At 63.1% G+C, this 26,352-nt stretch carries 25 protein-coding genes, 4 tRNA genes and 1 riboswitch; of the genes, 19 read left to right on the top strand and 10 right to left on the bottom strand.

Annotation, left to right across the window (positions count from 1 at the left end; translation table 11 throughout):
* The first annotated feature begins 164 nt into the window (after window positions 1-164).
* The 6 genes from plsY to AB5Y98_RS21365 all read left to right on the top strand — a co-directional run bounded on the left by plsY (window position 165) and on the right by AB5Y98_RS21365 (window position 2,840).
* Window positions 165-827, top strand: a complete 663-nt coding sequence (gene plsY / locus AB5Y98_RS21390; protein WP_016352149.1) for a glycerol-3-phosphate 1-O-acyltransferase PlsY — start codon at window positions 165-167, stop codon at window positions 825-827.
* Between the two features lie 47 nt (window positions 828-874).
* Window positions 875-950: transfer RNA gene (locus tag AB5Y98_RS21385), tRNA-Phe, on the top strand.
* A 52-nt stretch (window positions 951-1,002) separates the two neighbouring features.
* Window positions 1,003-1,078, top strand: a tRNA-Thr gene (locus tag AB5Y98_RS21380).
* 3 nt (window positions 1,079-1,081) lie between these two features.
* Window positions 1,082-1,157 (top strand) — tRNA-Phe (locus tag AB5Y98_RS21375).
* Between the two features lie 8 nt (window positions 1,158-1,165).
* Window positions 1,166-1,241 (top strand) — tRNA-Asn (locus AB5Y98_RS21370).
* A gap of 255 nt (window positions 1,242-1,496) precedes the next feature.
* On the top strand, window positions 1,497-2,840 hold the full coding sequence (locus AB5Y98_RS21365) for a potassium channel family protein (RefSeq protein WP_010635979.1): 1,344 nt from the start codon (window positions 1,497-1,499) through the stop codon (window positions 2,838-2,840).
* Between the two features lie 27 nt (window positions 2,841-2,867).
* On the opposite strand, the gene AB5Y98_RS21360 is transcribed toward AB5Y98_RS21365, so the two are convergent.
* Complete coding sequence (locus tag AB5Y98_RS21360) at window positions 2,868-3,212, bottom strand: hypothetical protein (RefSeq protein WP_208200758.1); 345 nt, start codon at window positions 3,210-3,212, stop codon at window positions 2,868-2,870.
* Window positions 3,213-3,592: 380 nt separating this feature from the next.
* Between AB5Y98_RS21360 and AB5Y98_RS21355 the strand changes: the two genes are divergently transcribed.
* Window positions 3,593-4,765, top strand: coding sequence for a nucleoside recognition domain-containing protein (locus AB5Y98_RS21355; protein ID WP_042889256.1), 1,173 nt, complete (start codon window positions 3,593-3,595; stop codon window positions 4,763-4,765).
* Between the two features lie 60 nt (window positions 4,766-4,825).
* Here AB5Y98_RS21355 and AB5Y98_RS21350 read toward each other — a convergent pair whose 3' ends face one another.
* Window positions 4,826-5,839 (bottom strand): chemotaxis protein CheV, encoded by a 1,014-nt coding sequence (locus tag AB5Y98_RS21350; protein WP_005305558.1) that lies wholly within the window; start codon window positions 5,837-5,839, stop codon window positions 4,826-4,828.
* 204 nt (window positions 5,840-6,043) lie between these two features.
* Here AB5Y98_RS21350 and AB5Y98_RS21345 point away from each other — a divergent pair, with 204 nt between their 5' ends.
* Window positions 6,044-6,763 carry an SDR family NAD(P)-dependent oxidoreductase gene (locus AB5Y98_RS21345; protein ID WP_368232889.1) on the top strand — a complete coding sequence of 240 codons (720 nt, stop codon included), beginning with the start codon at window positions 6,044-6,046 and terminating at the stop codon, window positions 6,761-6,763.
* Here AB5Y98_RS21345 and AB5Y98_RS21340 read toward each other — a convergent pair.
* Together AB5Y98_RS21340 and AB5Y98_RS21335 are read right to left on the bottom strand one after the other, a co-directional pair.
* On the bottom strand, window positions 6,750-8,816 hold the full coding sequence (locus tag AB5Y98_RS21340; protein WP_368232888.1) for a tRNA(Met) cytidine acetyltransferase TmcA: 2,067 nt from the start codon (window positions 8,814-8,816) through the stop codon (window positions 6,750-6,752). The genes AB5Y98_RS21345 and AB5Y98_RS21340 overlap by 14 nt on opposite strands.
* A complete protein-coding gene (locus AB5Y98_RS21335) occupies window positions 8,813-9,124 on the bottom strand; it encodes an HlyU family transcriptional regulator (protein WP_017788213.1) in 312 nt (103 codons plus the stop codon). Before AB5Y98_RS21335 ends, AB5Y98_RS21340 begins: the two co-directional genes overlap by 4 nt.
* Before the next feature lie 137 nt (window positions 9,125-9,261).
* Here AB5Y98_RS21335 and AB5Y98_RS21330 point away from each other — a divergent pair, with 137 nt between their 5' ends.
* From AB5Y98_RS21330 to AB5Y98_RS21315, 4 genes are all read left to right on the top strand, one after another.
* On the top strand, window positions 9,262-9,468 hold the full coding sequence (locus AB5Y98_RS21330; RefSeq protein ID WP_010635984.1) for a bacterioferritin-associated ferredoxin: 207 nt from the start codon (window positions 9,262-9,264) through the stop codon (window positions 9,466-9,468).
* A gap of 142 nt (window positions 9,469-9,610) precedes the next feature.
* Window positions 9,611-10,090 (top strand): bacterioferritin, encoded by a 480-nt coding sequence (gene bfr / locus AB5Y98_RS21325; protein ID WP_005314068.1) that lies wholly within the window; start codon window positions 9,611-9,613, stop codon window positions 10,088-10,090.
* Window positions 10,091-10,292: 202 nt separating this feature from the next.
* Window positions 10,293-12,398, top strand: coding sequence for a DUF885 family protein (locus tag AB5Y98_RS21320; protein ID WP_368232886.1), 2,106 nt, complete (start codon window positions 10,293-10,295; stop codon window positions 12,396-12,398).
* A gap of 88 nt (window positions 12,399-12,486) precedes the next feature.
* On the top strand, window positions 12,487-12,945 hold the full coding sequence (locus tag AB5Y98_RS21315) for a methylglyoxal synthase (protein ID WP_005305534.1): 459 nt from the start codon (window positions 12,487-12,489) through the stop codon (window positions 12,943-12,945).
* Between the two features lie 60 nt (window positions 12,946-13,005).
* Here the strand turns inward: AB5Y98_RS21315 and AB5Y98_RS21310 are convergent, their stop codons facing one another.
* Window positions 13,006-13,593, bottom strand: a complete 588-nt coding sequence (locus AB5Y98_RS21310) for a superinfection exclusion B family protein (protein ID WP_005305531.1) — start codon at window positions 13,591-13,593, stop codon at window positions 13,006-13,008.
* Between the two features lie 194 nt (window positions 13,594-13,787).
* A riboswitch (yybP-ykoY riboswitch) is annotated at window positions 13,788-13,894 on the top strand.
* 89 nt (window positions 13,895-13,983) lie between these two features.
* Between AB5Y98_RS21310 and AB5Y98_RS21305 the strand changes: the two genes are divergently transcribed.
* On the top strand, window positions 13,984-14,970 hold the full coding sequence (locus AB5Y98_RS21305) for a sodium:calcium antiporter (RefSeq protein ID WP_268000058.1): 987 nt from the start codon (window positions 13,984-13,986) through the stop codon (window positions 14,968-14,970).
* Between the two features lie 77 nt (window positions 14,971-15,047).
* Here the strand turns inward: AB5Y98_RS21305 and ansB are convergent, their stop codons facing one another.
* From ansB to AB5Y98_RS21290, 3 genes are all read right to left on the bottom strand, one after another.
* Window positions 15,048-16,106: an L-asparaginase 2 gene (ansB, locus tag AB5Y98_RS21300; protein WP_126880594.1), complete on the bottom strand. Its 1,059-nt coding sequence runs from the start codon at window positions 16,104-16,106 to the stop codon at window positions 15,048-15,050.
* A gap of 131 nt (window positions 16,107-16,237) precedes the next feature.
* Entirely contained in the window at window positions 16,238-16,432 is a 195-nt protein-coding gene (locus tag AB5Y98_RS21295; protein ID WP_019840677.1) for a heavy-metal-associated domain-containing protein, read from the bottom strand.
* 100 nt (window positions 16,433-16,532) lie between these two features.
* On the bottom strand, window positions 16,533-17,483 hold the full coding sequence (locus AB5Y98_RS21290) for an AEC family transporter (RefSeq protein ID WP_010635992.1): 951 nt from the start codon (window positions 17,481-17,483) through the stop codon (window positions 16,533-16,535).
* 139 nt (window positions 17,484-17,622) lie between these two features.
* On the opposite strand from AB5Y98_RS21290, the gene treR reads away from it, so the two are divergent.
* From treR to AB5Y98_RS21260, 6 genes are all read left to right on the top strand, one after another.
* Entirely contained in the window at window positions 17,623-18,570 is a 948-nt protein-coding gene (gene treR / locus AB5Y98_RS21285; RefSeq protein WP_368232884.1) for a trehalose operon repressor TreR, read from the top strand.
* Between the two features lie 191 nt (window positions 18,571-18,761).
* Window positions 18,762-20,192 carry a PTS trehalose transporter subunit IIBC gene (gene treB, locus AB5Y98_RS21280; protein WP_324044415.1) on the top strand — a complete coding sequence of 477 codons (1,431 nt, stop codon included), beginning with the start codon at window positions 18,762-18,764 and terminating at the stop codon, window positions 20,190-20,192.
* Window positions 20,193-20,260: 68 nt separating this feature from the next.
* Complete coding sequence (treC, locus tag AB5Y98_RS21275) at window positions 20,261-21,922, top strand: alpha,alpha-phosphotrehalase (protein ID WP_368232882.1); 1,662 nt, start codon at window positions 20,261-20,263, stop codon at window positions 21,920-21,922.
* Window positions 21,923-22,552, top strand: coding sequence for a sugar O-acetyltransferase (locus AB5Y98_RS21270; RefSeq protein WP_368232880.1), 630 nt, complete (start codon window positions 21,923-21,925; stop codon window positions 22,550-22,552).
* 342 nt (window positions 22,553-22,894) lie between these two features.
* Entirely contained in the window at window positions 22,895-23,227 is a 333-nt protein-coding gene (locus tag AB5Y98_RS21265; RefSeq protein ID WP_010635997.1) for a hypothetical protein, read from the top strand.
* A gap of 428 nt (window positions 23,228-23,655) precedes the next feature.
* Window positions 23,656-24,753 (top strand): spermidine/putrescine ABC transporter substrate-binding protein, encoded by a 1,098-nt coding sequence (locus tag AB5Y98_RS21260; RefSeq protein ID WP_368232961.1) that lies wholly within the window; start codon window positions 23,656-23,658, stop codon window positions 24,751-24,753.
* 8 nt (window positions 24,754-24,761) lie between these two features.
* On the opposite strand, the gene AB5Y98_RS21255 is transcribed toward AB5Y98_RS21260, so the two are convergent.
* Together AB5Y98_RS21255 and AB5Y98_RS21250 are read right to left on the bottom strand one after the other, a co-directional pair.
* Entirely contained in the window at window positions 24,762-25,526 is a 765-nt protein-coding gene (locus AB5Y98_RS21255) for a hypothetical protein (protein WP_368232879.1), read from the bottom strand.
* A 90-nt stretch (window positions 25,527-25,616) separates the two neighbouring features.
* A complete protein-coding gene (locus AB5Y98_RS21250) occupies window positions 25,617-26,228 on the bottom strand; it encodes a GNAT family N-acetyltransferase (RefSeq protein WP_368232877.1) in 612 nt (203 codons plus the stop codon).
* Between the last annotated feature and the right edge of the window lie 124 nt (window positions 26,229-26,352).

The following is a 26,352-nucleotide window of genomic DNA, read 5'->3' as shown; positions in this document are numbered from 1 at the left end:
TCTTTACTCTTGATGGGCTGTGATGACAGCGCAGGGATGCAGGCCTGGCCAGCGGATGAGTGCCGGCGGCCGGTTTGGGCGACACGCGGTGGGCAACCCCACGCAGGCGCCAGAGAATGTGGCCCGCATCATACCCCATTCATATCGTGGTAAAAACGACCAAGATGACGGCCCTGACGATTTTGATGATTATTCTGGCCTACCTGGGCGGCTCGCTGTCCAGTGCTGTGCTGGTTTCCCGCATCACGGGTCTGCCGGATCCCCGTGATCACGGCTCCCACAACCCGGGGGCCACCAATGTGCTGCGCCTCGGTGGTCGGCTGGCGGCCGTGGTGGTGCTGTTGCTCGATGTGCTCAAGGGCACGGCTCCCGTCTATCTCGCCTGGTATCTGCAGATCAAACCCGTCTACCTCGGCTTTATCGGGGTGGCAGCCTGTCTCGGCCACATGTACCCCATCTTCTTCCACTTTCGTGGCGGCAAGGGGGTAGCCACGGCGCTCGGCACCATGATGCCCATCGGCTTCACCATGGGGGGCGCGGTGATCGGCACCTGGCTGCTGGTGCTGCTGGTGAGCGGCTATTCGTCGCTGGCCTCCATCATTACCGTGCTGCTGACCCCGCTCTTTACCTACCTGCTCAAGCCGGAATACACGCTGCCAGTGTCTCTGCTCTCCTGCCTCATTCTGATCCGCCATCACGAGAACATTGCCCGCCTGCTGAAAGGGGAGGAGCCCAGAGTCTGGGGCCGCCAGAACCGCGCCGAGCAGGAAGAAGTGCTGGAAATGGATGATCCTGAGCAAAAAAGAGACGAACGAGACAAAAAGTGAAATTTCCCGTTGACCACCTGCCTTAAAATCCGTTTAATAGCGCCCACGCCCAGATAGCTCAGTCGGTAGAGCAGGGGATTGAAAATCCCCGTGTCGGCGGTTCGATTCCGTCTCTGGGCACCAAATTTTGGTGTCGTGAAAGAAAAACTTGTTCATGCACAATGGTTTAAAGTGTGCCGGCTTAGCTCAGTAGGTAGAGCAACTGACTTGTAATCAGTAGGTCACCAGTTCGATTCCGGTAGCCGGCACCATTTGCCCAGATAGCTCAGTCGGTAGAGCAGGGGATTGAAAATCCCCGTGTCGGCGGTTCGATTCCGTCTCTGGGCACCACTTATAATTCCTCCTTAGCTCAGTCGGTAGAGCGACGGACTGTTAATCCGCAGGTCGCTGGTTCGAGCCCAGCAGGAGGAGCCAATTCAAAAGCCCAGCAGCAATGCTGGGCTTTTTCTTTGCCCGTTTTCCGGCATCCGGCGCCCCATTGAGCAAGATCTCGCCAGCTCGGCGGCAAGTTGTCGCAGTGCCCCTGCCGTACCGCTCCCGCCAGTGACTTCCCCCGCCCGCCTAGTATGATGGCGTGATGAGTCCCTATTCTGCCCATCTTGCCCTGGCGGCCTCTGTCGCATCGGTGGGCGCAGGAGAACGGGACCGCTTTCTTGAGTGAGGTCATCCATGAATGCAACAGAGCTTTGGCAGCTTTCCCCCGAACAGTTCAACGAGTGGCGCCGGGCCAACGACTACCCCCTGATCTGGGATCTGCTGGTGGCATCGCTGCCCCATTTCGACGACTGGATGACGGAGCAGAAGATCGACAAGCAGGTGATCTTCCAGATCGGCATCGCCCGCTTCATCAGCTCCCGCTGCGTGCTGAGCCTGTGCCTCTACATGAGCGACGACAAGATCAGACTCTATGAGACCGCCTCGAGCGCGCTGGAGTCCCTGCGCAAGAGCGGGCTGATCCGCGCCGAGACGCGTTTTGAACCCTATTGCATGTGGCTGGCCGGCAAACACGGCAAGGACGAAGTGAAGCGGGTGCAGAGCCTGCTCTCGGTCTCCGAGAACAACAAGGGGGAGGCCCAGGTGCTGGGCAGGCACCGGCTGCTCAACATTGGCGGCGTCGAGCTCAAAAGCCCCATCATCTCCGGCCGGCTGCTCGACTTCACCTGCCTGGACGAGCTCTCGCTGGATGGCGCCGTCAACAACTCCAAGGTCTATCTGTGGCACTGTTCGGCCAAGGGGGTGAGGGTCAACGGCGGGGTGATCGGGCTCGATCTGTTCGACTCCCTGCTGTGGGACCACAGGGCCTGGGCCAAGAAGCGGGAGCTGGCGCTGGAGGACGGGGTGTTTCAGGACTTCACCATAGAGTGCGAGGAGATCCGCTTTCACTCCTCCCGGGCGGTACTGAAAAACTTCAACGTGCGGGCCAAGAACTTCGACGCCACCATGGAGCACACCAACCTGGACAAGGTGCAGGTGGCCTACAACGAGAATGGCCGGGTCGATCACAGCGAGGCCAGCAAGCTCTACCGCAACGCCAAGCGGCTCTTCTCCAGCGTGGGCGACACCGTCGATGCCGGCGAGTGCTACTACAAGGAGAAGCTGCACGAGATGAAGTCGCTGGCGAGCCCCAGGGAGCTGTTCAAGGAGTGCTGGCTGCGCAGCGGCTGGCTCAAGAAAGGCTGGCTCACCCTGCTGTGCTACCTGAAGTGTGCCGCCAAGTTCATCAGCTTCATCACCTGGGGCTTCGGCGAGCGGCCGATCCGCAGCCTGCTGCTGTCGATGGGGGTGATCCTGCTGGCGACCCTGACCTATTATCTGGCGCCGGGATCGGTCACCCATGATCATCTTGGGCGCTCGCTCTATTTCAGCATCGTCACTTTCGTGACCCTGGGCTATGGCGACATCTCCCAGACCTCCTCCCCGCTGCAGCTGCTGTCGGCCATCGAGGCCTTCTGCGGCATGTTCCTGACCGGACTGTTCCTGGCGGGGTTTGCCTCCAAGACCAAGCAGTATTGACGGCGCGCCGGTCACTGGTCGAGCAGGTCAGCCGGCTGGCGTGATCTCCTGCATCTTGAGCCAGAAGGCCTCCTGGCAGGGGTTGTGGAACAGCTTGCGCGCAGGGGTTATGGGGATGGGGCTGGCGACCACCCGGTAGCTGATCCAGCACTCCGGACAGACTTGTGGGGAGGGCTCTTCGTCCAGCTCCAGCTGGTGGCAGATGACCACGCCATTGGCGAACCAGTAATGGGTCTGCCGGTGGTGGGTCAGGGTGCCGCTCTCGTCCTGCTCGCTGTGTTGTTCGCTCTGCTGGCGGACGAGTATCGCCGGTCCTGCCTGGCGGTGGATGGCCTTGATATAGGTCACGAGGTCGTTCATGGTGCTGCCCATGTTGCTGCCGGATGGTGAATGATGGAGTCGATTGCCGATGGGGAAGCTTACCCGCGCAGGCGCTGGGCGGCAATTTGCTCCGGTCGCCCCTTGTTTCGCCGACCGGCCCCAGTTGCTATACTGCCGCCCCGTTTCGTCGCTAGGCAGGCCGTGGTGCCGGTGCGCTGGCGCGAGACAGGCAGACTGGACAGGATCGTCCGGCCACCCGTTTTCTCCTCCCCGGTTCAGTCGCCAGCGTGGTGGGCAGTCAGCCCGCATGGCACAGTTCGAGCCTGGCAGAAGAATCAATGCAAGGAGCCCTTGTCGCAAGACAAGGGCTCCTGCTTTATGGGTGCCATAACAACAATACTCACCACACAGCGACAGATTTCAGGATTGGTATGGAAAATCAAGCAGTTAAAGATTCTCACCAGGGGGCGGCCTCCCTTCGCCGCTGGCTGGAGCCGGTATTGGTGCTGGCCATCCTCGGCAGCCTGTTTGGCTACCTCGGCAGCCAGATGGGCCTCTCTGCCCTGGTCAACACCCTGTTCAACACCGCCCACCAGCTGCTGCTCAACACAGTGCTCTTCATCATGGGCATTACCGTGCTGTCTGGCGCGCTCAGCCAGCTGCTCAGCGAATTCGGGGTGATCCGCCTGCTGGAGGTGTTGCTGGCGCCGCTGATGAAGCCGGTGTTCCGGCTGCCGGGTCGCACCGCACTGGCGGCCCTGATGACCTTCTTCTCCGACAACCCGGCGGTGATCAGCCTCGCCAGGGACAGCCGCTTTCGCAAGGGTTTCACCCCCTGGCAGCTGGTCTCGCTCACCAACTTTGGCACCGCCTTCGGCATGGGGTTGATCGTGGTGACCTTCATGGCCACCCTGCAGCTGCCGGGGGGCGAGTCCACTGCCAGCGCGGCGCTGATCGGCCTGCTCGGCGCCCTCATCGGCTCCGTGGTATCGACCCGGCTGATGCAGCGGATGATCCGCCCGCTGGTGGGGGAGACCCCGATCGCCGACGAGGTGGCGAGCGTGGGGGCCAAGCCCGGCCTGCGCCGGGAGGCGGCGCCTACCTGGCTGCGGGTGCTCAACGCCCTGCTGGATGGCGGCAAATCCGGGGTGGAACTGGGGATGGCGGTGATCCCCGGGGTGCTCATCATCAGCACCTTCGTGATGCTGCTGACCTTCGGCCCGGGTGAGAAGGGGTATACCGGCGAAGCCTTCCAGGGGGTGGCGCTGCTGCCGGTGCTGGCGGCCAAGGTGGGCTGGCTGTTCGAGCTGCTGTTCGGCTTCACCCACGCCGAGCTGGTGGCCTTCCCGGTCACCTCGCTGGGGGCGGTCGGGGCGGCCATGTCGCTGGTGCCTCCCTTCATCGGCAAGGGCTGGATCACCGGCAACGAGGTGGCGGTGTTCACCGCCATGGGCATGTGCTGGAGCGGCTTCCTGAGCACCCACACCGCCATGCTGGATGCGCTCGGCTATCGTCATCTCACCTCCCGCGCCATCGTGGCCCACACCATCGGTGGCCTGTGCGCCGGGGTGGCTGCTCACCAGCTCTACCTCTGGCTGGGCTGATCCATCAAGCAGCAAAAGGGCGCCGAGGCGCCCTTTTGCTTGCGTGGCCGACCGGCGGCCTCACAGGTTGCCCGGTTTGGGAATGGGGATGCCGAGCAGGAAGTTGTCCATCATGCCGACCATGCGGCCCAGCTCCGGTTTGGTGATGGTGTCGTTGGCCCCCAGCTGCAGCGCCTTTTGGCGGTTGTCATCGCTCATCAGCGACGAGAACATGACGATGGGGATGGTCTTGAAGGCGGGGGTGTCGCGCAGCCGCTTGAGCAGGTGCATGCCGTCCATGCGGGGCATCTCCACGTCGGTGATGATGCCGCTGACGAACTCGGCCACCGGGATCTTCTCCTCCTGCGACAGGCGATCGAACTCCATCAGCATCTCCAGCCCGTCGCCCCCGTCCTTGGCAGTCACCACGTTGTAGCCCGCGGTGCGCAGGGTGGTCTCGATCATCTTGCGGATGAAGGCGGAGTCGTCCACCACCAGGATGGTTTTGGCCTGGCGCATGGCCATCATGCGATCGTCGATGATGACCTTGCGATCCTGGGTCACATCGTACTTCTCCATGCTCAGCTCGGGGTTGATGTCGGCGATGATCTTCTCGAAGTCGAGGATCATGATGAGGTTGCCATCGCGCCTGACCACTGCCACCACGCAGTCATTCTCGCCCGCCTCCAGGAACTGGCTGGGGGACTCCACATCCTCCCAGGAGACCCGGTGGATCCTGCTGACGCTGTCGATGAGGAAGCCGTTCGCCATCTTGTTGAAATCGGTGACGATGACCACCTTGTTGCTGTTGTCCGGGTTGGTTTTGATACCAAGCCAGCCGGCCAGATCCACCAGCGGGATCAGCCGCTCGCGCAGGGAGAAGACCCCCACCATGTGGCGCTGGGCGTTGGGGTAGTCGGTGGTCTCCGGCACCCGGATCACCTCGCGCACCTTGGCGACGTTGATGCCGTAGTAGGCTATTTTCTCGCGGCCATCGGGCAGCTGCTTCTTGAGGTGGAATTCGATGATCTCGAGCTCGTTGGTGCCGCTCTCGGTCAGAATGGATTTACGCTCTTCCCCGTCTTTGGCCATCATGGTCACTCTCGTGCTTCTGGTTGCGCTGGCAGCAGCCGCTGCGGTTTTCCCTCAGTATAGGAATGGATCCGCCGCTGACGACGGGATCCACACAAGATCGCCTCCATAACCGCTTGATCCCGCAGGCTGGAAGGCGCGTATCAGCCTATCAGGAAAAGCGTGGGGCGATGGAGAAGGCCATCACACTCGCCGCAAGGGGGAGTCATGGAAGAGAGTGTCGTGGTGATCGGCGCCGGCGGTGGGCTGGGAAGCGCCCTGGTGGCGCACTGGCTGGCGGCGGACACTGCGCCTGTCATCGCCGTCAGTCGCCAGCCGAAACCGGCGGGGCTCAACAGCAGCAGGCTGCACTGGCTGCGCTGCGATTACAGTGATGAACAGCTGGCAGAGGCGGTGGCCCGCATCGGTGAGCTGGCACCGAGACCGCGCTGGCTGGTGATCTGCAACGGCTTGCTGCAGCAGGGAAGTATCCGGCCGGAGAAGCGGTTAGAGGCGCTCAACCTCGAGGCCATGACCCAGCTCTACCAGACCAACGCTCTGCTGCCGCTGCGCTGGATCAGCCGGCTGCTACCCCTGCTGGGGTCGAGCCCCTGTACCCTGGCCGTGCTCAGTGCCCGGGTCGGCAGCATTGGCGACAACCGCGCCGGGGGCTGGTATGGCTATCGCGCCGCCAAGGCAGCCCTCAACATGCTGCTCAAGTGCGCCGCCATCGAGCTCGCCAGACGGGCGCCCGGCGTCAAGCTGCTGGCGTTTCATCCGGGCACGGTGGACACCCCACTCTCGCGACCATTCCACGGCAACCTGGCCGCCGGCAGTCTGCACAGCCCGCAGCAGGCTGCCGCGGATCTGGTGACGCTGATGGCGCGGCTGACGCCGGATGGCGAGCTGAGCTACCTCGACTGGCGAGGCGAGCCTATCGAGTGGTAGCGGGCTGCAGCAGCCGGGCCAGCAGGCTGCGCAGCGCCTTGATGACCGCCGGCTTGCCTGCCAGTTGCAACTTGGCCGCCAGCGCTCCCCAGTCGGCATATTGCCAGATGGTGGCGATCAGCAGTTGCCGCTCGGCGAGGTCAAGCTTTGCCAGTTTCGTCGGGTTGCCCGCCAGCCAGCGTCGCAGGCTGGGCTGGCACAGCTCGAACGGCTTGTGGTGGTGGGCAAAGCAGGCCAGTTCATCCTGATCAAAGCCATCGAGCGTGCTCGAGCTGGCCTCCGCATCCTGCAGGCACTGCCACACCAGCTCGGATTCAAGGGTTTTCAGCTCGCCCGCCAGCAGGGTGGGCAGCTGGCGCACGAAGCGTTGGTGCCAGTCGGCCAGCTCGGCGGTGCGAGCCGGTTGCAGCGCCTTGAGCAGCAGGGCAGCGTGGCTGCCGCTGGCGGCATCCCGCTGCAGGCCGATGCGCAGCACCCTGAGCCCGGCCTTGTGCCAGAATGGCAACAAGTCGGCGCTGGCCGAGAAGGCGGAGCCCAGATAGTCGAGCCCTGCCGCCTGATAATGCTGTTCGAGATGGGCCAGCAGGAGCGACCCCAGCCCGTGGCGATGCAGCGCCGGATGGATGGCGATGCGCATCACCCGGGCGTAGCTGCGCGCACCTGCGGTCTTGAAGCCGGCGTGCGCCAGCAGCGACTGGGGCAGCAGATGACCGCGCGGACGGCGTCGGCCGGCCCAGATCGCCTCGGCCAGCTCAGGATCTATCTCTCCTTCCCGGGCCACCAGCGCCACCCCGAGCAGATGCGGACCCTGCTCCAGCAGGTGGATGTCGAGGGCGGGGCTCTCCAGCAGGTAGCGTAGATCGCTCGGTGTGGTCTGGTAGTGGGCCAGCACCAGCAGGCCGAACACCCGATGGAGCAGCCCCTCGTCGGCAGCCAGTGCATCCTGCTCGAGCCGGCGCCAGCCAGGCTGGGTGGGCGCTGGCGGCGTCTCGACCTCGGCGTTGAGGCCGAGCAGTCGGAAAACCAGCGGCTCCAGCGGATCCCGGCTGCTCCAGCGGATCGGCTCGGCCAGGTGGATCTCCTGCCAGCCGGGTGTCTCGCGATCGAGTACCCGCTTGAAGCGCAGGTGAAAACCGCGCCCGGTGCCCTCGTAGCCATGTTCTGTGGTGGCGAAGACGATGCGACCGTGCCGGGCCAGCATGGCCTCCAGCAGCGGGGTGGGAATGGCGGCGGCTTCGTCCACCAGCAGCAGATCGGGCTGCAACGGCTCGTGCACCAGCCGATCCGGCGAACAGTAGCTGAGCCCTGCCAGCAGTTGCGGCGCGTCTTCAAGGGCATGGGCCGCGTGGGCAAACAGGGTGGCGACCGTGGCCTGGGAGGGGGCCGTTACCAGGATCTGCAGATCGGGTTGTTGGCGCAGCAGCTCGGCGGCGGCCAGCCCCAGCAGGCTGCTCTTGCCGCGGCCCCGATCCGCGCTCAACACCAGCGGGCGGCGGCGGTGACCGTGCAACACCTTGTGGATGGCGGGCAGGGCGCGGGCCTGATCGCTGCTCAATGGCTGCGCCGGCCCAACCGGCTGCCACGGGGTCGGCGTGGCAGGGGGCGTCAGCTCGAGGGCAGGGTCGCCCGTCAGCAGCCGCACCAGCCGGGCGAGAAAACCGTGGCCCGCCCGTGCTGTATCTTCCGGTTGCGCCACCAACCGAACCCGGTCCGGATCCGGCCAGGCTGGCCATTGGGCTCGGGGCGGGGTCAGCAGCAGCAGCAGGCCGCCCGCCCGCAAGGTGCCCGCCAGCGCCCCGAACGCATCGGGGTGAAAACCGCTGAACGCATTGAATACAAGCGTGTCGCACTCCTGACCGAGTCGCTGCAGCGCCTTGGCTGCCGGCTGCGGGTGGTGCTCGCTCGGGCCATCTCCCAGCCAGTAGCTGATGCCGCTTAGCAGCGCCTCGGCTCGGGCGATGCAATCGGCCTCGTCACCTTCCAGCCAGATCAGCCGCCGTTCACCGGCGCGGGCCAGCGCCTGGCGCAACTCGTCGAGTGCAGCCGGCATCATGAGGCTGCGTTGTCGGCCGGTTTGCGGGGCTCAAACATGCGATCCCCCATCTGGTCGATGAAGGTGTGCGCCTTCTGCACCATGAAGCGCTCCGCATCGGCGGGGTTGGCAAACAGATCGGAGCGGATGAAGCGGTGGGTCTGCAGCACGCCGTCCAGCTCCTTGGTGATGCGGCCCGCCAGCCGATACTGACCCCCTTCGGCCATGGGCTCGGGATAGATGAGGTAGCCGGCATATTCGGTGGGGGTGACTTCGGCGACCGGAGCGGGCTGGCCGCCAAACAGGGCAGTGAACAGTTTCTTGAGCATGATGTTTCCCTCAGTGACAGAGCATTGTCACCAAGGGGTTGATGGCTGGCAAGCGGGGGATCTTATTACCAATCGTTATTTGCACTACGAACCATTCTCATTTAGATTTCATGGCAATTCAGCATGAGGTAAACACTATGTACGTCTGTTTGTGCCGCGGCATCACAGATTCCCAGATCCGCAAGGCGGTACAGGCAGGCAAGACCGAGTTTCGCCAGCTCAAGCAGTCGCTCGACGTCGGTGCCCAGTGCGGCAAATGCGTGCGCATGACCATGGAGATCATCGCCGCCGAACTCGACAAGGCCGAGCTGGAGCAGGCACCGCTCTACTACGAGGTGGCCTGAGCAGAGCCTGTCGCCGGCAAAACCGGCCCGTCTTTTCAATCCCTTCCCGCTGGCGAGCAAGCTCGCCGGACCTCTTGTTGTCATCTTTCTGGACTAAGCTCTAAGGATCTAAGCCTCAGGCACGAACCAAGGAGCACTGTCGATGAAAGGAGATCCCAAGATCATCGCCCACCTCAACAAGGTGCTGGCCAATGAGCTGATAGCCATCAACCAATATTTTCTGCATGCCCGCATCTATGATGACTGGGGCCTCAAGGCGCTCGGGCACAAGGAGTATCACGAATCCATCGATGAGATGAAACACGCCGACGAGCTGGTCAAGCGGGTGCTGTTTCTGGAAGGGCTGCCCAACTTGCAGGATCTGGGCAAGCTGCGCATCGGCGAAACGGTGGAGGAGATGCTGCGTTGCGACCTGTCGCTGGAGATGGATGCCATCCCGGATCTGAAGGTGGCCATCGCCTACGCCGAGTCGGTGCAGGACTACATCAGCCGCGACCTGTTCCAGGATATTCTGGAAGACGAGGAGGAGCACGTGGACTGGCTGGAGACCCAGCTCGATCTCATCGATCGCATCGGGCTGGAGAACTATCAGCAGTCCCAGCTGCATCACGGCTCGTCCTGAATAGTTATGGCATGAAAAAACGATTAAAAAACCCGCTAAGGCGGGTTTTTTAATGTCCGTCTGCATAGCTTTTAATGAGGCTTATCATCATGAAAAGTAAGCTTATTTTTGTTAATCATGTCGCAAAAAAGCGAGCAAGAGAGGTGCACTATTGGAACCCCTTTTCGGGGGCAAACAATAACAACGGTTAAAGGACTACACCATGCACTTCTTGCCCAACAAACTGGCGCTGGCTTGTGCCATCGCACTCTCGCTCGCTGCCTGCAATGACAACAGCTCCAACGCGCCGGCGGATCCCGCCGCCATCAAGGCCTCCCTGATGCAGACCATGGACGAGGCCCTGCGCGAGAGCCAGGCGCTCGACCCCTACGGTTTTGCCATCGATGCCGCCAGCATCGCCAAGCGCAAGGCCCTCGACAGCGCCCTGCTCAAGCGGCTGGATGCCCTGGACGCGAGCGTGCTGAGCGAACGGGACCGGTTGTTCTACGACATGATCCGCTGGGATCTGCAGATCAACCTGACCGGTTACGATCTGCCCCAGTCCCAGATCCCGATCCACCACTTCAGCAACCGGGTGGTTGATCTGGTCGATGAGGTGGGGGCCGCCCCGGCCAGCGGCAAAGCTGCCCGCACCGTCGAGCCCGGCTTCGACTACTTCGAGCAGAGCTCGGCCGAGCGGGTTGCGCCGGGGGATGCCACCTGGCGGCGCGACATCGATCGCCCGGCAGCGGCACCGGTTGTGGCCAGCAAGGCGAGGGTCGCCACCGCACCACTGGCCTGGTATCAGGAGCACCTCAGCTGGCTCAAGGCCTATGACGGCTACCTTGCCGAGGTGAAGCTCCAGTTCGAACTGGGCAGCGCCCAGGGCAACACCCTGCCGGACGAGCTGGTGGACCGGCTGCTGGCCCAGCTCGACAGCAAGCTGGAGGGCGAGGCGATCGCCGGTTCCTACCTCGGCTGGCAGCAGCTGCCGGGAGAGGCGGACGAGGCGCTGCGCAGCGAGTACAAGGGGGTGCTGGACAGCATCAACGGCCACTATCTGGCGCTGCGCGACTACCTGGATTACCAGCACGGCGGTGCCTATGCGGTGCGCCTTGGCAGCGGCGAGTGCGACGACGGCTTCTGCGGCATGACCAACGGGCGTGACTGGTATCGCTGGCTGCTGAAGAAGCACACCACCACCGACATGACGCCGGAGCAGGTGCATGAGCTGGGGCTGAGCGAGGTGGAGCGGATCTTCGGCGCCATGGTCAAGGTGTGCCATACCGTCGGCAAGTGCGACAGCGACGACGTGGCCCAGAGCAAGCAGAGCGGTCAGATCTACGCCTTCTTCCGCTACCTGAACGAACCGGCCTTCTTCTATCAGAACCCGCTGGCGGTCTGGTCGGCCGGCCTCAACCCCGGCAACGCCGCCGGTGCGACCCTGAGCGGGCCGCAGCAGCAGGCGCTGGCCGAGCACGAGCGGGCACTGCAGGAGTACAACGCCTTCAAGAGCAAGGCGGCGCTGGTGCTGCCGGACTTCTTCGATGCCGAGCGCACCATTCCCAAGCTGGATTACGAGGTGGTGCCCGTCTCCTATAAGGACGCGCCATACGGCGGGGTGGCCTGGTATCAGGACGGCAACCCGCAGACCGGCCGCAAAGGGCGCTTCTTCCTCAACACCTACTACCCCTATGGCCTGCAGAGCTGGAACATCAGCACTCTGCTGGCCCACGAGGCGGCGCCAGGCCACCACTTCCAGATCACCATCGCCCAGGAGCTGGCAGCCAAGGATCCCGACTTCCCGCAGTACGTGGCGAACGCCTCCTACACCGCCTATGCGGAGGGCTGGGCACTCTACACCGAATACCTGGCGGATCACGACATGGGGCTCTATCAGGGGCGCGGTCTCTATGATCCGGCGGTGGGAGACGTGAAGGTCGAGGGATCGTCCGCCTTCAACAACCAGCTGCAGTACTTCGGCCGCCTCAACGAGGAGATGCTCAGAGCCATGCGGCTGGTGGTGGATACCGGCATCCACTGGTATGGCTGGAACCACGACCAGGCCGCCAGCTACATGAAGGAGAACTCGGCGCTGGGGGACGGGGACATCAGTTCCGAGGTGCCGCGCTACATGGCCTACACCGGCCAGGCGACCTCCTACAAGGCGGGCCAGCTGGCGCTGATCCGGATGCGGGAGTCGGCTGAGCAGGCGCTGGGCGCAGGCTTTGACCTCAAGGCGTTCCACCATCATGTACTGGAATACGGCATGCTGCCCATCTCGGTGCTGGAGCAGAAGAACAAGCAGTGGATTGAACAGTCGAAGTGATCACAGTTACGGCGCCCGGCAAGGCAACGGGCGCCGCTTTCGATTAGGATACGGCTCTATTCAAACAACAATGCTACGGATGATGTCCATGGAACAGATCGCCCGTGAGATGGCGCCCCACAAGCGAGTGGCGCTGGTGGCTCACGACAACATGAAGACCCCCCTGCTGAACTGGGTGATGCGGCGCAAGGAGGAGCTCAAGCTCCACCACCTCTACGCCACCGGCACCACAGGGACCATGCTGGGCAAGCAGGCACAACTGCCCATCACCTGTCTCTTCTCCGGCCCCATGGGGGGCGACCAGCAGCTTGGCGCCCTGATAGCCGAGGGCAAGATCGACGTGCTGATCTTCTTCTGGGATCCCCTCAATGCGGTGCCCCACGATCCGGACGTGAAGGCCCTGCTGCGCCTCGCGGCAGTCTGGAACATCCCGGTCGCCACCAACGAGGCGACCGCCGATTTCATCATGGACAGCCCCCACATGCGCCAGGCATTCAGCGTGCAGATCCCGGACTACGCCGGCTATCTCAAGGCGAGAACCCAGTAACGGGGCAGAAACGACAGAGCCGGCCATGGGGCCGGCTCTTTTTATTGGCGGGAACGACGATCAGCGCTGGAAGCTTTTCTGCGCGAACTTGGGTCTGGCGTTCATGATCTGCTCCACCTGCTCGTCACTCATCTTGCCGCGCGACAGCCCCAGCACCTTGTAGGTGAGCAGCGGGCGGGCGGGCAGGGCGATCATCAGGGCGCGGATCTGGTTCTCGTCCTCTTTCTCCCGGGCCGGCTTGCCATAGGCGTAGGTGAGCACACCGGCATCCATCAGGTTTTTGACGGCGGGCTCGGTGATCGGCAAGTTTATGACGCTTTTGCGTTGCAGCACGAACTCGCGCAGCACCGCCTTCTCGTTGAAGTCGAGGAAGGAGATCATCTGGGCCAGCTGATCCTGCTGACGGCGCGACTGCCATTCGTCACAGGCCCACTCCCAGGCGATCAGGAAGCCCTGACTGCAGAAGTAGGAGATGGCGATCAGCATGCCGACCCCGAGCCAGGCGGCGTGTGTGGCGGCCCACTGGCTGACGGCCCCCTGCATCAAACCGGCCGGAAACAGCAGAATGATGCTGCAGCAGAGCAGCAGCCAGACCATCAGCCAGTTGAGGCGGTTCAGTTGATAGAAATGTTGGATCCACCGTTTCATCGTTCACCCTTCCCAAATCAGTGTGGACAGTAGTCATCTCATAGCAAACGGTGTGCCAAGGCGAGGAACTCACCGGCATTGGAGTGGATCCGGATGGAAAAGCCGATGGGTGGACGGTTACATTCCCTTACAACTTGTTGAGTCAATGATCATTAGTTTGCCTTGTGGGGTGGCGGTCAACTTGGTAAAAAGCCCGCACTGTCATAGGGGAGTAGCAACCCGCCCGTGATCCGGGCAGGGCTCATGTCAACATTCTTGGATCCTCAGATCCATGGCATGGGCGGCGATGGCATCCATCGCTCTGCAAGACCTTTGGCCTCGATATGCAAGCCAGCCGGGCGAGCCATATCGGGTCCATTGGTTGTTCTGCTCGCCTGGCGGTTACTCATCATGCTGATCACCCTGCTGTTATTTCTGCTCTCTGCCGTCACCATCTATCTGGCCTGCGAATATTTCGTCAATGGCATCGAATGGACCGGCCACCACTTCAAGTTATCCCAGAGCGCAACTGGCTCCCTGCTGGCGGCCCTCGGCACGGCCCTGCCCGAATGCATCGTCACCCTGACCGCCTTGCTGATGGGGGATGCCCCCGCTCAGCAGCAGATAGGCATAGGTGCCGCCCTCGGCGGCCCGCTGGTGTTGGCCACCATAGGTTATGCCGCCGTCGGCGTGACCCTGCTGTTGTGCATGAGCCGGGAGCACAGGGCCATCGATGGCGAGGTGCAGCGTGAGATAGGCCGTGATCAGGCCTGGTTCGTCGGCATCTTCCTGGTGGCGGTGGCCCTCGGCATGGTGGCCTTCACCGGTAAAACCTGGCTGGCTCCGCTGTTCGTGCTGGTGTATCTGGTCTATGTGCGGCGCGAGCTGAAACAGACCGACAGCCACGAGGTCGAGCTGCCAGAGCCCCTCAAGCTGGATCCGGGCGCCGAGATCCCGGCGCTAGGCAAGGTGCTGCTGCAAACCCTGGTGGCGCTGGTGGTGGTGGCGCTGGCGGCCCAGCTGTTCGTTCACCAGCTGGAGAGCATGGGCGAGCTGTTCGGTCTCTCGCCGGTGCTGGCGGCCCTGTTGCTGAGCCCGGTGGCGACCGAGATGCCCGAGCTGATGAACGTGCTGATCTGGGTGCGACAGGGCAAGCACCGGCTGGCGCTGGCCAACATCTCGGGGGCCATGATGATCCAGGGCACCATTCCCAAGGCGTTCTGCCTGCTGTTCACCCCCTGGCTGCTGGACAGCACCATGATGGTCTCCTCACTGGTGACCCTGCTGGCGGTGGCGCTGTTGTGGTGGGGGTTCAGTCGGGAGCGGATGACGGCGGGCAGGCTCGCCTGGGTGGGGCTGATCTATCTTGGCTTCTGCGGCTGGCTGGTCATGAGCTGATGTGCCACGAACAAGGGCGGGATGGTATCCCGCCCTTTTTTATTCATTCCCTCTGCCGGCCGAGGCCGGCAGGGAGATCAGAACTGCTGGAACCAGCGCTGGATCTGGGCCGGATCCTTGCTCTGGGTCAGGGCAAGCATCAGCAGCACCCGCGCCTTCTGCGGGTTTAGGGTCTCGGCGGCGACGAAGCCGTACTTGGCGTCATCGATCTCGGCATCCAGGGTAGTGGAGCCGGTCGGCACGCGGGCGGAGCGCACTACGCGGATGCCGTCCTTGCTCGCCTTGGCCAGGGTGTCGAACAGGGTGTGGTAGAGGTTGCCGTTGCCCACCCCGGCGCTGACGATGCCGTCGAACTTGGCATCCACCAGGGCCTTGGCCGGCAGATCCGAGGCGTTGGCGTAGCTGTAGACGATGCCGACCTGGGGCAGCTTGTCGAGCTTGCTCACGTCAAACGGGGTCTTGCTGGTGTGCAGACGGGCCGGGCTGCGCTGATAGTCGATCTTGCCGTTGTGGATGTAGCCGAGCGGGCCGAAGTTGGGGGAGGCGAAGGTCTGCACCCCTGTGGTGTTGGTCTTGGTGACGTCGCGGGCATCGAGCACGGTGTCGTTCATCGCCACCATGACGCCACGCCCCTTGGAGGCGGGGTCGGAAGCGGTCACCACGGCGTTGTAGAGGTTCATCGGGCCGTCGGCGCTCATGGCGGTGGAGGGGCGCATGGCGCCGACAAGTACCACCGGCTTGTCGCTCTTGACGGTCAGATTGAGGAAGTAGGCGGTCTCTTCCATGGTGTCGGTGCCGTGGGTGATGACGATGCCGTCCACGTCATCCCTGGCCAGCAGCTCGTTGACCCGCTTGGCGAGCTTCAACCACACCTCGTCGTTCATGTCCTGGGAGCCGATCTTGACCACCTGCTCACCCTGCACGTCGGCCACGTTCTTCATCTCGGGCACGGCGGCGATCAGCGTCTCGATGGCCACCTTGCCGGCCTCGTAGTTGGACTGGGTAGCGGACTGCCCCGCCCCGGCAATGGTGCCGCCGGTGGCCAGGATATGGACGTTGGGCAGGGCCATGGCCATCGGGGAGAGGGTCAGGCCGAGGACGGCGGCGAGCAGGGTCTTGCGGATCGGGAGAGTCATGCTGCAATTCCTTCTGGGTGATAAAAATTGCAGCAAGTTTGCGCTTTCTGTTGCAGGGGTTTGTGATGACTCTCACCAAAAAACAGCTGGGTACAGAATTTTAACCTGTTTTATACCTATATGGAGATAATTTAACTCGCCGAGAAGCCTTTGGTTTCGATCAGGGCGATCAGCTCGTCCTTGCTCAGCTCGCTCTCGATGACGGCCTTGCTGCTGGCAAAGTCGACGCTGGCGCTGCTGACGGCGGGTTGGGCCAGCAGGGCTTTTTGCAGGCTGGCGGCGCAGCCACCGCAGGACATGCCGGAGACGGTGAGTTCGATGGTCATGGGATATCTCCTCTGTTGATTGAGAGTCAGCGTAAAGCTGCCGCCCGCGGCAAGGTCAAGGGGGTGATGAAGGGGTGAGGGCCAGCAGGTTTGCTGCTGGCTAGCCCATCAGCCCCAGGTAGTTCATCAGGGTGGCCCCCAGGCTGGTGGTGACGAGTGAGCCCAGCGTGGTGGTGGCGATGATGTTGGCCGCCAGGGCGCTGTCGCCCCCCATGGCGCGGGTCATCACATAGCTGGCGGCGGCGGTGGGGGTGGAGCTGATGAGAAACAGGATGCCGAGGGCCTGCGGGCTGAAACCCAGCGCCCAGGCCCCCATCACCAGCAGCACGGGGATGCACAGCAGCCGGTTGGCGGTGGCCCAGCCGGTCAGCAGGGCGCCGCCGCGCAAGGCCTTGAGGTTGAGGCTGGCACCGGTACAGAGCAGTGCCAGCGGCAGGGTCATGTTGGCGAAGTAGTTGCCGGTGGTGATCACCAGCTGGGGCAGCTCGATGCCGAGCAGGCCGAACGGCAGGGCCGCCAGGATGGCGATGATCAACGGGTTTTTGGCGATCCCCCTGAGGATCGGCTTGATCCCCTTGCTGCCCCCCAGGCTGCGGGTCAGGGTGATCACCGCAAGCACGTTGTAGAGCACGGTGACCGAGCCCACCAGCAGGGCGGCGGCGCCTATCCCTTCGGCGCCGTAGGCGTTCTGCACATAGGCCAGCCCCATGATCCCCATGTTGCCGCGAAAGCTCCCTTGCACGAAGATGCCGCGCTGGCGCCGCTCGGGGATGAAGCGGGCCGCCAGCAGCTCCAGCACCAGAAAGCCGGTGAGGGTGCCGAGCAGGCCGTAGACGATGAGCCAGGGGCTCGGCATGGTGGAGAAATCGGTGCGCACCATGCTGAGAAACAGGAGCGCCGGCAGGGTGACCTGGAACACCAGGCGGGAAGCGGACTCGACGAAGCTGTCCGGCAGCAGGCCCAGCTGCTTGAGCCAGATGCCGAGCAGCAGCACCACGCAGATGGGGCCCGTGATGGAGAGGGAGAAGTGCAGACTGGCCAACAGATCCATGATGCGCGTCCTGTGCGATGGCGGGTGGCACGGCATGCGCCGGCGCCAAAAGGGCATTCTAACGCCATGGGCTTGTATTCACAGGGGTTAATCACAACAATGTGGGCAATTCCACCGCCGAGCCCCTGTGAGCCACTTCATGGACAAAAAACTGACCATCCTCGATATCGCCCGACTCAGTGGTGTCGGCAAGTCGACCGTCTCCCGGGTGCTCAACCAGGATCCCAAGGTGAAGCAGGCGACCCGCGAGCGGGTGGAGCAGATCATCGCCGAGCACGGCTTCGTGCCGAGCAAGTCGGCGCGGGCCATGCGCAGCCAGAGCCAGCAGGTGGTGGGGATCATCGTCTCGCGGCTCGACTCCAGCTCGGAAAACCAGGCGGTGCGCGGCATGCTGGAGACCCTCTACCGGCGCGGCTACGACGCCGTGCTGATGGAGAGCAAGTTCTCCCCCGCCAAGGTGCAGGAGCATCTGGCGGTGCTGGAGCGGCGCGGGGTGGATGGCATCATTTTGTTCGCCTTCAACGATCTCGACTATGCCGCCATGGCGCCGCTCAGGGAAAAGCTGGTGCTGGTGGCCCGCGACCATCCCGGTTTCTCCTCGGTCTGTTTCGACGATGCCGGTGCGGTGCGCACCATGCTGGACCAGCTCGCTAACCGCGGCATTCGCGAGATTGCCTACCTGGGGGTGGACACTGCCGACCTCACCACCGGCCAGCGCCGACTCGATGCCTACCTCGGCTACTGCGCCGAACAGGGGCTGACGGCGCGCAGCGCCCTCGGCGATCTCAGTCTGCAGAGCGGCTACCGGCTGGCGGGGGAACTGCTCACCCCGACCACGGGCGCCCTGGTCTGCGCCAGCGATACTCTGGCCATCGGCGCCGCCAAGTACCTGCAGGAGCAGGGGCGCAGCGAGGTGCTGGTGACCGGCCTTGGCAACAACCCCATGCTCACCTTTCTCTTCCCCAACGCCCTCAGCCTGGATCTCGGCTACAAGGGGGCGGGGGAGCAGGCCGCGCGCCAGCTGCTCGGCCAGATCGAGCAGGATCCGCGCCCGCTGGCGACCATAGCTCCCTGCCGCTCTTTGTGAACTCCATCACCTAGCGCCGCACAAAAAATGCGCTTTTTGTGACCTCGACCACGAATTGGGAACGTTCCCATTTTGATCGTGACCAATTGGCGGCATGCTAAATGGGAACGATACCAAAAACGCTCTGGCCCACAGACTGGCCCAAAAGGGCGACGCAGACCAATATCAATGGAGTCACAGAGGGAAGGCTCATGTCCAAGATCAACGCACAACATCTGGCCACGCTCATCGACAAGATCGGTGGCAAGGAGAACATCGCAACCGTCAGCCACTGCCTGACCCGGTTGCGCTTCGTCCTCAACGATCCGGCCAAGGCCGACAGCAAGGCCATCGAGACCATACCGGCGGTGAAGGGAAGCTTCACCCAGGGCGGCCAGTTCCAGGTGGTCATCGGCAACGAGGTGGAGCAGTGGTACAAGGCGCTGACCGAAGAGATCGGCGTCAGCGGCGGCAGCAAGGAGGCCGCCAAGCAGGCGGCGCGCCAGAACATGAATCCGCTGGAGCGGGGCATCTCCCACCTGGCGGAGATCTTCGTGCCGCTGCTGCCGGCCATCATCACCGGCGGTCTGATCCTGGGCTTTCGCAACGTCATCGGCGACATCAAGATGTTCGACGATGGCACCCACACCCTCACCGAGATCAGCAAGTTCTGGGCTCAGGTGCACGCCTTCCTCTGGCTGCTGGGTGAGGCCATCTTCCACTTCCTGCCGGTGGGCGTCTGCTGGTCGGCGGTGAAGAAGATGGGCGGTTCCGAGATCCTGGGTATCGTGCTCGGTATCACGCTGGTGTCGCCCCAGCTGATGAACGCCTACGGCATCGGCCAGCAGACTCCCGAGGTGTGGGACTTCGGTCTGTTCGTCATCCAGAAGGTGGGTTATCAGGCGCAGGTCATCCCGGCCCTGCTGGCGGGTGTCTTCCTCGCCTGGGTGGAGACCAACTTGAAGCGCATCATCCCGGCCTATCTCTACCTGGTGATCGTGCCCTTCATCTCCCTGCTGCTGGCGGTGATCGTGGCCCACGCCTTTATCGGCCCGTTCGGTCGCTGGCTGGGTGACGGCGTCGGCTTTGCCGCCAAGGCCGCCATGACCGGCTCGTTTGCCCCCATCGGTGCCGCCCTGTTCGGCTTCCTCTACGCGCCGCTGGTCATCACCGGTATCCACCACACCACCAACGCGGTGGATCTGCAGCTGATGCAGAGCATGGGGGGCACCCCGATCTGGCCGCTGATCGCCCTTTCCAACATCGCCCAGGCATCTGCGGTGGTCGGCATCATCCTGATCAGCCGCAAGGAGAACGAGCGGGAGATCTCGGTGCCTGCCGCCATCTCCGCCTACCTGGGGGTGACCGAGCCGGCCATGTACGGCATCAACCTCAAGTACAAGTTCCCCATGCTGTGCGCCATGGTGGGCTCGAGCCTTGCGGCCCTCATCTGCGGCTTCGCCGGAGTGATGGCCAACGGCATCGGGGTAGGGGGCCTGCCGGGCATCCTCTCCATCCAGCCGCAATACTGGGCCGTCTATGCCGTCGCCATGCTGGTGGCCATCGTAGTGCCTATCGTGCTGACTCTGCTGGTTTACCAGCGCCAGCAGGCGGCCGGCAAGCTGGCTCAGGCCAGCGCCTGACTCCACGCATCAGGGCGACCTACAGGGGTCGCCCTCTCCCTTTTTCATTCGAGACAAGAGCAAGACCCATGAGCCAAACACCCTGGTGGCAGAGCGCCGTGATTTACCAGATCTACCCCAAGAGCTTTCAGGACAGTGGCGCGCGCGGCACTGGCGATCTCAAGGGGATCATGGCCCGCCTCGACTATCTCAAGACCCTCGGCGTCGACGCCCTCTGGCTGACCCCGGTTTACGTCTCGCCGCAGGTGGACAACGGCTACGACATCGCCGACTACCTGAATATTGATCCCGCCTACGGCACCATGGCCGACTTCGAGGCGCTGCTGGCCGCCGCCCACGCGCGCGACATTCGGATCGTGATGGACATCGTGGTCAACCACACCTCCACCGAGCACGCCTGGTTCAAGTCGGCGCTGGGGGACAAGAACAGCCCCTACCGCGACTACTACATCTGGAAAGACCCGGTGGAGGGTGGTGTGCCCAACAACTGGCAATCCAAGTTTGGCGGCAGCGCCTGGGAGCTGGATAAGGCCACCGGCCAGTATTACCTGCATCTTTTTGCCCGCGAGCAGGCGGATCTCAACTGGGAGAACCCGGCCGTGCGCGCCGAGGTCAAAAACATCATCCACTTCTGGGCGAATAAGGGGGTGGACGGTTTCCGCCTCGACGTCATCAACCTCATCTCCAAGGATCAGCGCTTCCCGAGCGACGACAGTGGCGATGGCCGCCGCTTCTACACCGACGGGCCGCGCATCCACGAATTTTTGCAGGACGTGAGCCGCGACGTGTTCGCCCCGGTGGGCGCCATGACGGTGGGGGAGATGTCCTCCACCAGCCTGGAGCACTGCCAGCGCTATGGCGCGCTGGATGGCTCCGAGCTCTCCATGGTGTTCAACTTCCACCATCTGAAGGTGGACTACCCCAATGGCGACAAGTGGACCAAAGCGCCGTTCGATTTCCTCGAACTCAAGCGCATCTTCAACCACTGGCAGAGCGGCATGCACGGCAAGGGGTGGTCGGCCCTGTTCTGGTGCAACCACGACCAGCCGCGCATCGTCTCCCGCTTCGGTGACGAGGGCGAACATAGGGTGGTAGCGGCCAAGATGCTGGCCAGCACACTGCACGGCTTGCAGGGCACCCCCTACATCTATCAGGGGGAGGAGATCGGCATGACCAACCCCGGCTATCAGTGCATCGATGACTATCAGGACGTGGAGAGCCGCAACATCTTCGCCATCAAGCAGGCCGAAGGGATGAGCGAGGCCGAGATCCTGGCCATTCTCGGCGCCAAGTCCCGTGACAACTCGCGCACGCCCATGCAGTGGAGCGCTGCGGCAAACGCCGGTTTCACGACCGGCACCCCCTGGCTCAAGCCCGCCGGCAACTACCCGGTGATCAATGCCGAGGCGGCGCTGGCCGACACCGACTCGGTGTTCTGGCACTACCGGGATCTGATCCGCCTGCGCAAGGCCCATCCCATCTTCACTCAGGGGGATTATCAGGAGCTGCTGGCGGGGCATTCGCAGATCTGGGCCTATGCCCGCCGCACCGACGGTCAGACCCTGCTGGTGGTGAGCAACTTCTACGGCGAGCCGATCAGCTTCGCACTGCCGAAGGAGCTGGCCACCGGCAAGGGGCGCCTGCTGCTTGGCAACTACCCAGATAGCCCGGCCCGGCCGCAATCCTGTATGCTGCGCCCTTATGAATCCCTGATCTGGTTGGTGGAATAGATGACTGACGCAACGACAACGACCCAGCCGGGCTTCCCGGCGCCGCAGCTGGTGCGTGGCCCCGAGTGGCAGAAGATGGTGGCGGGGGAGCCCTATGATGCGGGCAACCCCGAGCTCAAAGCGGCGCGCGAGCGCTGCCGCAGGCTCTATCACACCTTCAACACCAGCTGGCAGGAGAAACCGGCGCGCGATGCTCTGCTCCATGAACTGCTGGGCGGCCGCGGCAAGGAGTGCGCCATCAACCCACCCTTCTTTTGCGACTACGGGGCCAACATCTTCGTGGGCGAGAACTTCTACGCCAACGTGGGCTGCACCATCCTCGACGTGTGCGAGGTGCACATCGGCGACAACGTGCTGCTGGCGCCCGGTGTGCAGATCTACACGGCCGCTCACCCGGTGGCGGTGGCGCCGCGCATCAAGGGGGTGGAGTTCGGCAAGCCGGTGCGGATCGGCCACAACGTCTGGATCGGTGGCAGCGTCGTCATCTGCCCCGGCGTCACCATAGGGGACAACAGCGTGATCGGCGCGGGCTCCGTGGTGACCAAGGATGTGCCGACGGGCGTGGTGGCGGCCGGCAACCCCTGCAAGGTGCTGCGGCCCATGACGGCAGCAGAGCTGGCTGGTGGCTAGTGGTACCGGCCAGCGCGCACTTTCCAACATCAAGGGCAGGTTATCCTGCCCTTTTTCTTGTCCGTCATTGGCTGAACCCGGGATGTACAGCCACTTCAGATTTTTTGAACATCTAGGCCAGTTTATCTCGCTAACAATGGCGAGCCTGGATGTTTAATATTCACTCAACGCTTAGGCAGGAACGCCAAGCGGCCAAATAACTGGTCGTTCAAGGCTGTGAGACCTTCAAATAGGAGGTCTGATGTTGGTGAAAGAACTACACACTATTTGAATAACCTCTTGCATGGATGCATTGATTCGGGGCCGTCGGCCCAGGCAATGACATAGAAACCAAGAGAGTGAATGAACATGAAAAACGTAATCAAGATGCTGGCCGTTGCAGGCCTGATGACCGCAGGTTTTGCCCAGGCTTCCGTTCCGGCTGATTTCAACGCCGCCCCGGGTGTGCTGTTTGTGAACTGGCACGCCACCGCTGCCGTCGAAGGCAAGGCCAACCCCATGCTGGAAGTGCGTGACGAGTCTGGCGATGTGGTTGCCTCCGTGCACGCCAACCTGATGGGCAGCCAGCAGGTGCAGATCCCGAGCCGCACCCAGGGCAACCTGACCGTGAGCCTGGGTGAGCAGAGCAGCGACTACCGCATTCCGTTCGGTATCGGCAGCGGGCGTCAGCGCTAAGGGATCCCGGGCAACCGGACACCCATGCGAGACAGACAGGGAGGCCGGGGCCTCCCTGTCGTCGTTGGCAAGAATATGCCCCAGCTCTGGCTACCGAGCTCAAAGGTGCAAGCCGGCCGTCGATCGCCATACGGCAGATCCTCGGCGCGGCCAGTTCGCAGCGCACTCTTGCGCCACACTCTCGCGCCGCGAAGCGTGACAGATCCTCTCTTCCTATAGACCGCCTTTGATTTCCCTGCCCGACCATTCCGTCGGTTGCGTACCCTCTGCCGGTTCAATGCATTGCGCGGGGCTGCTTGGTGACATCTATCCGCTAACAGCAGCCTGCCGCCTGCCGTTTTCCCGTTCCACAGAAGCCTATACTCCCTGAAGAACCAGTTGTGGGAGTAGTGATCATGCGTAGTCTCGTCTTGTTGGCCTGCTGTTGTATGGGATCGGCCCTGGCTGCCCCGGTACAGCTCAGGCTGCTGGAGTGGGGGTATCTGCCCGCCGGATATGAACAGCAATTTGCCGAGTACGCCAAGCGCGAGGGGGTGGAGGCGACGGTGACCCGGATCGAACCGCTGCTCACCGATTTTGACAGCGTCTATCGTGCTCTGCGCACCCGCAGTGCCGATGTGGTGATGCCGACCAGCTACTTCTACAAGGCGCATCATCAACCCCTCTTCAAGCTGCTGCTGCCCATCGACTTTGGCCGCTTGCACCATTACCAGGAGATGAGACCGGCCCTCAAGAATACCGAGTATGACAAGTTGGGGGAGCGCAACTATTCAGTGCCTTTCTCCTATGCCATGTTCAGCCTGGCTTACGACAGCAAGCAGGAAAGCACCCCGCCCACCAGCTGGCAGGCGTTGGCAGAGCCGACGCGGCAGGGGCAATTTGCGGTTTTCTGCGATCAGTTTGAGCCCTTGCTCTTCTCCGTACTGCTCTCCCTTGGCAAGTCACCCGCTCTCTTTGCCAGCGGTGAAATGCTGGCCGATAGCCCATTGCAAAATGAAGTGGAAGGGCAACTGACCCGGCGGCTCAAGGCGAGCCGGGGCTTCTGGTTCAATCAGGCCAATCGGTGCGAGGATCTGCGCCATCAGCGCCTGGCCACCACCTGGGGGCTGGAGCTGGTGGAGTGCAATCGGCAAAACGGTCAGCAGTGGCGCATCGCCATGGTAAGGGAGGGGGCCATCTATGCCCTTGATGCCCTCTCGATTGCGCGGGATGTCGGGGATGATCCGGCCAGGCTCAAGGCGGCCTACCTGCTGATCGATTTCCTGTTGAGCAAACCCCTGCAGAGCCGCATGTTGATGGGCACGCCGACGGTTTCCGGCAGCAATGGATCGGCCCGTCCCCCGCTGACCCCGGAGGAGCAGGCCGTGTTGCCGCCGCAGGCCCTGCCTGAATTTGACGAACGCCTGCTGGTGCCGGCCCTGCCTGCGCACATCAAGAATCGCTACAAGCGGATGGTGCAGCAGGCGCTGGCCAGCAGTGGCAAGGAGGGGCTGGCCAAGGTGTGTCCCTGGGATCTGGCGAACTGATGCCGGCGCTAGCGAGGTGTAAGGACGGGGCGATCGGAGAGGAGTTCCTGCACCAGCTGCACGGCCAGCGGGATGTTTGTATCCATGGTATCGCCATCTTGTGCTTCGGCTTTCCAGCTGTCGGGGGCTTCCGGATGGGGCCCGGAGACGGCCACTTTTCCTTTACCATAGGCGCCGATTAAGGCGGCGAGCCGGCCATCGTCGAAGTAGGCAAGCTCACGCACCGGTTCGGTACCTGGCTGCAGGACGAAGGTAGGGCCGGCCTGGTAGTACATGCGGCGTACCTCGCCGAGCCAGCGAATCTCATGGATCTTGGGAGAGAAGTCACCGTCGTAGTCTTCAGACTCGGACGGCACCAAACCGAGCGCCTTCACATAATTGCCCTCGTCGGCCCAACCCAGAGAAGCGACAAAGGCACCGCCGCAGATCCCCAGATAGCGCCCGCCTTGACTCAGATAGCGTTTGAGTGACCCGGTGATGGCAGGGGTGAACCGATGAACCAGGGGCTCTACGTCATCTTCGGTGCCGCCGATGATAAACAGACGGGCGCCCGCCAGCTTGGCCGGGAGATCGCTCAGGTTGTCGAGATAAACCACGGGGAGCCCGGCCTGTTTGACCACGGCGGCGATCGCCTCGTTGCTGTCCGGGTCCGAGATGGGGCCTGTATAGAGCAGGGCGTAGCCTGTCGGATTGGTGTCTATCTGTGGCTGGCTCTGGGCCTCGCCTGCGAGGCAGCAGAGCATCACAAGGCTGGACCACAGCAGCCAGCGCACTGGTCGGCTCGCTGATGACCTCAACGCGTGAAAGTCAAAGTGTCGGTTGCTCAACATATCATCTTCCTGTGTGGGTCATTGCTGTGGGGGTCAGGCCGACTCATCAGTCGGCCCGGTTGGGGGATGGGGTGAGCCGCAAGTGGCCGGCTCTGTGGGCGCCGCGCAGCCCTGATGGGACCATTCGCTTCGCAGCAGGGCAAACACCACAGTGTCCCACCACTGCCCCTTGAAGTAGCGATGCTCGCGAAAGTGCGCCTCCTGGCGCATCCCGAGCGAGGAGCAGAGCCGTATGGCTGCCCGGTTCCGGGACAGGGTCTCGGCATAGATGCGGTGCACCCCGAGCGATGCAAACCCAAAGCCCGCCAGGGCCGAGGCCGCCTCCTGCATCAGTCCGCGTCCCTGGCGGTGGCGCGCCATGCCGCACCCCATCGAGGCCTGCTGATCGCTCTCCAGACGCAGGCAGACTGTGCCGATCAGGGCATTCGTCGCCTTATGCTCGATCGCCAGCTGATAGGCGCGCCGGGGGCGCTCGCCAGCCTGCTCGACAAACAGTCGGGTCAGCTCCCGGTACTTCTGCGCCCGGCCATCCTCCTCGCTGTAGAAGCGCTGATAGCGCTCGTCCTGGGTGATGGCCACGAAGGCCGCCTCGTCGTCGAGGCGCATATCGCGCAGCCTCAGGCGCTCGGTCTCAAGGATAAACATGCAGGCCTCCTCCAATGAGCGGCCATTATGGGGCCTGGGATAAGGGGAGGGACAATCCCCAACCGGGGGGCGTCTCGGTGGTTGGCCGCGCCCCTCGCCTCGGCGAGGGCCAGGGGAGCCAATA

Source organism: Aeromonas sp. s3, from assembly GCF_040907805.1.
Taxonomy (GTDB): Bacteria; Pseudomonadota; Gammaproteobacteria; order Enterobacterales; family Aeromonadaceae; genus Aeromonas; species Aeromonas dhakensis.
Note: the sequence above shows the minus strand (reverse complement) of the source record. Positions and strands in the feature narration are given on the sequence as shown.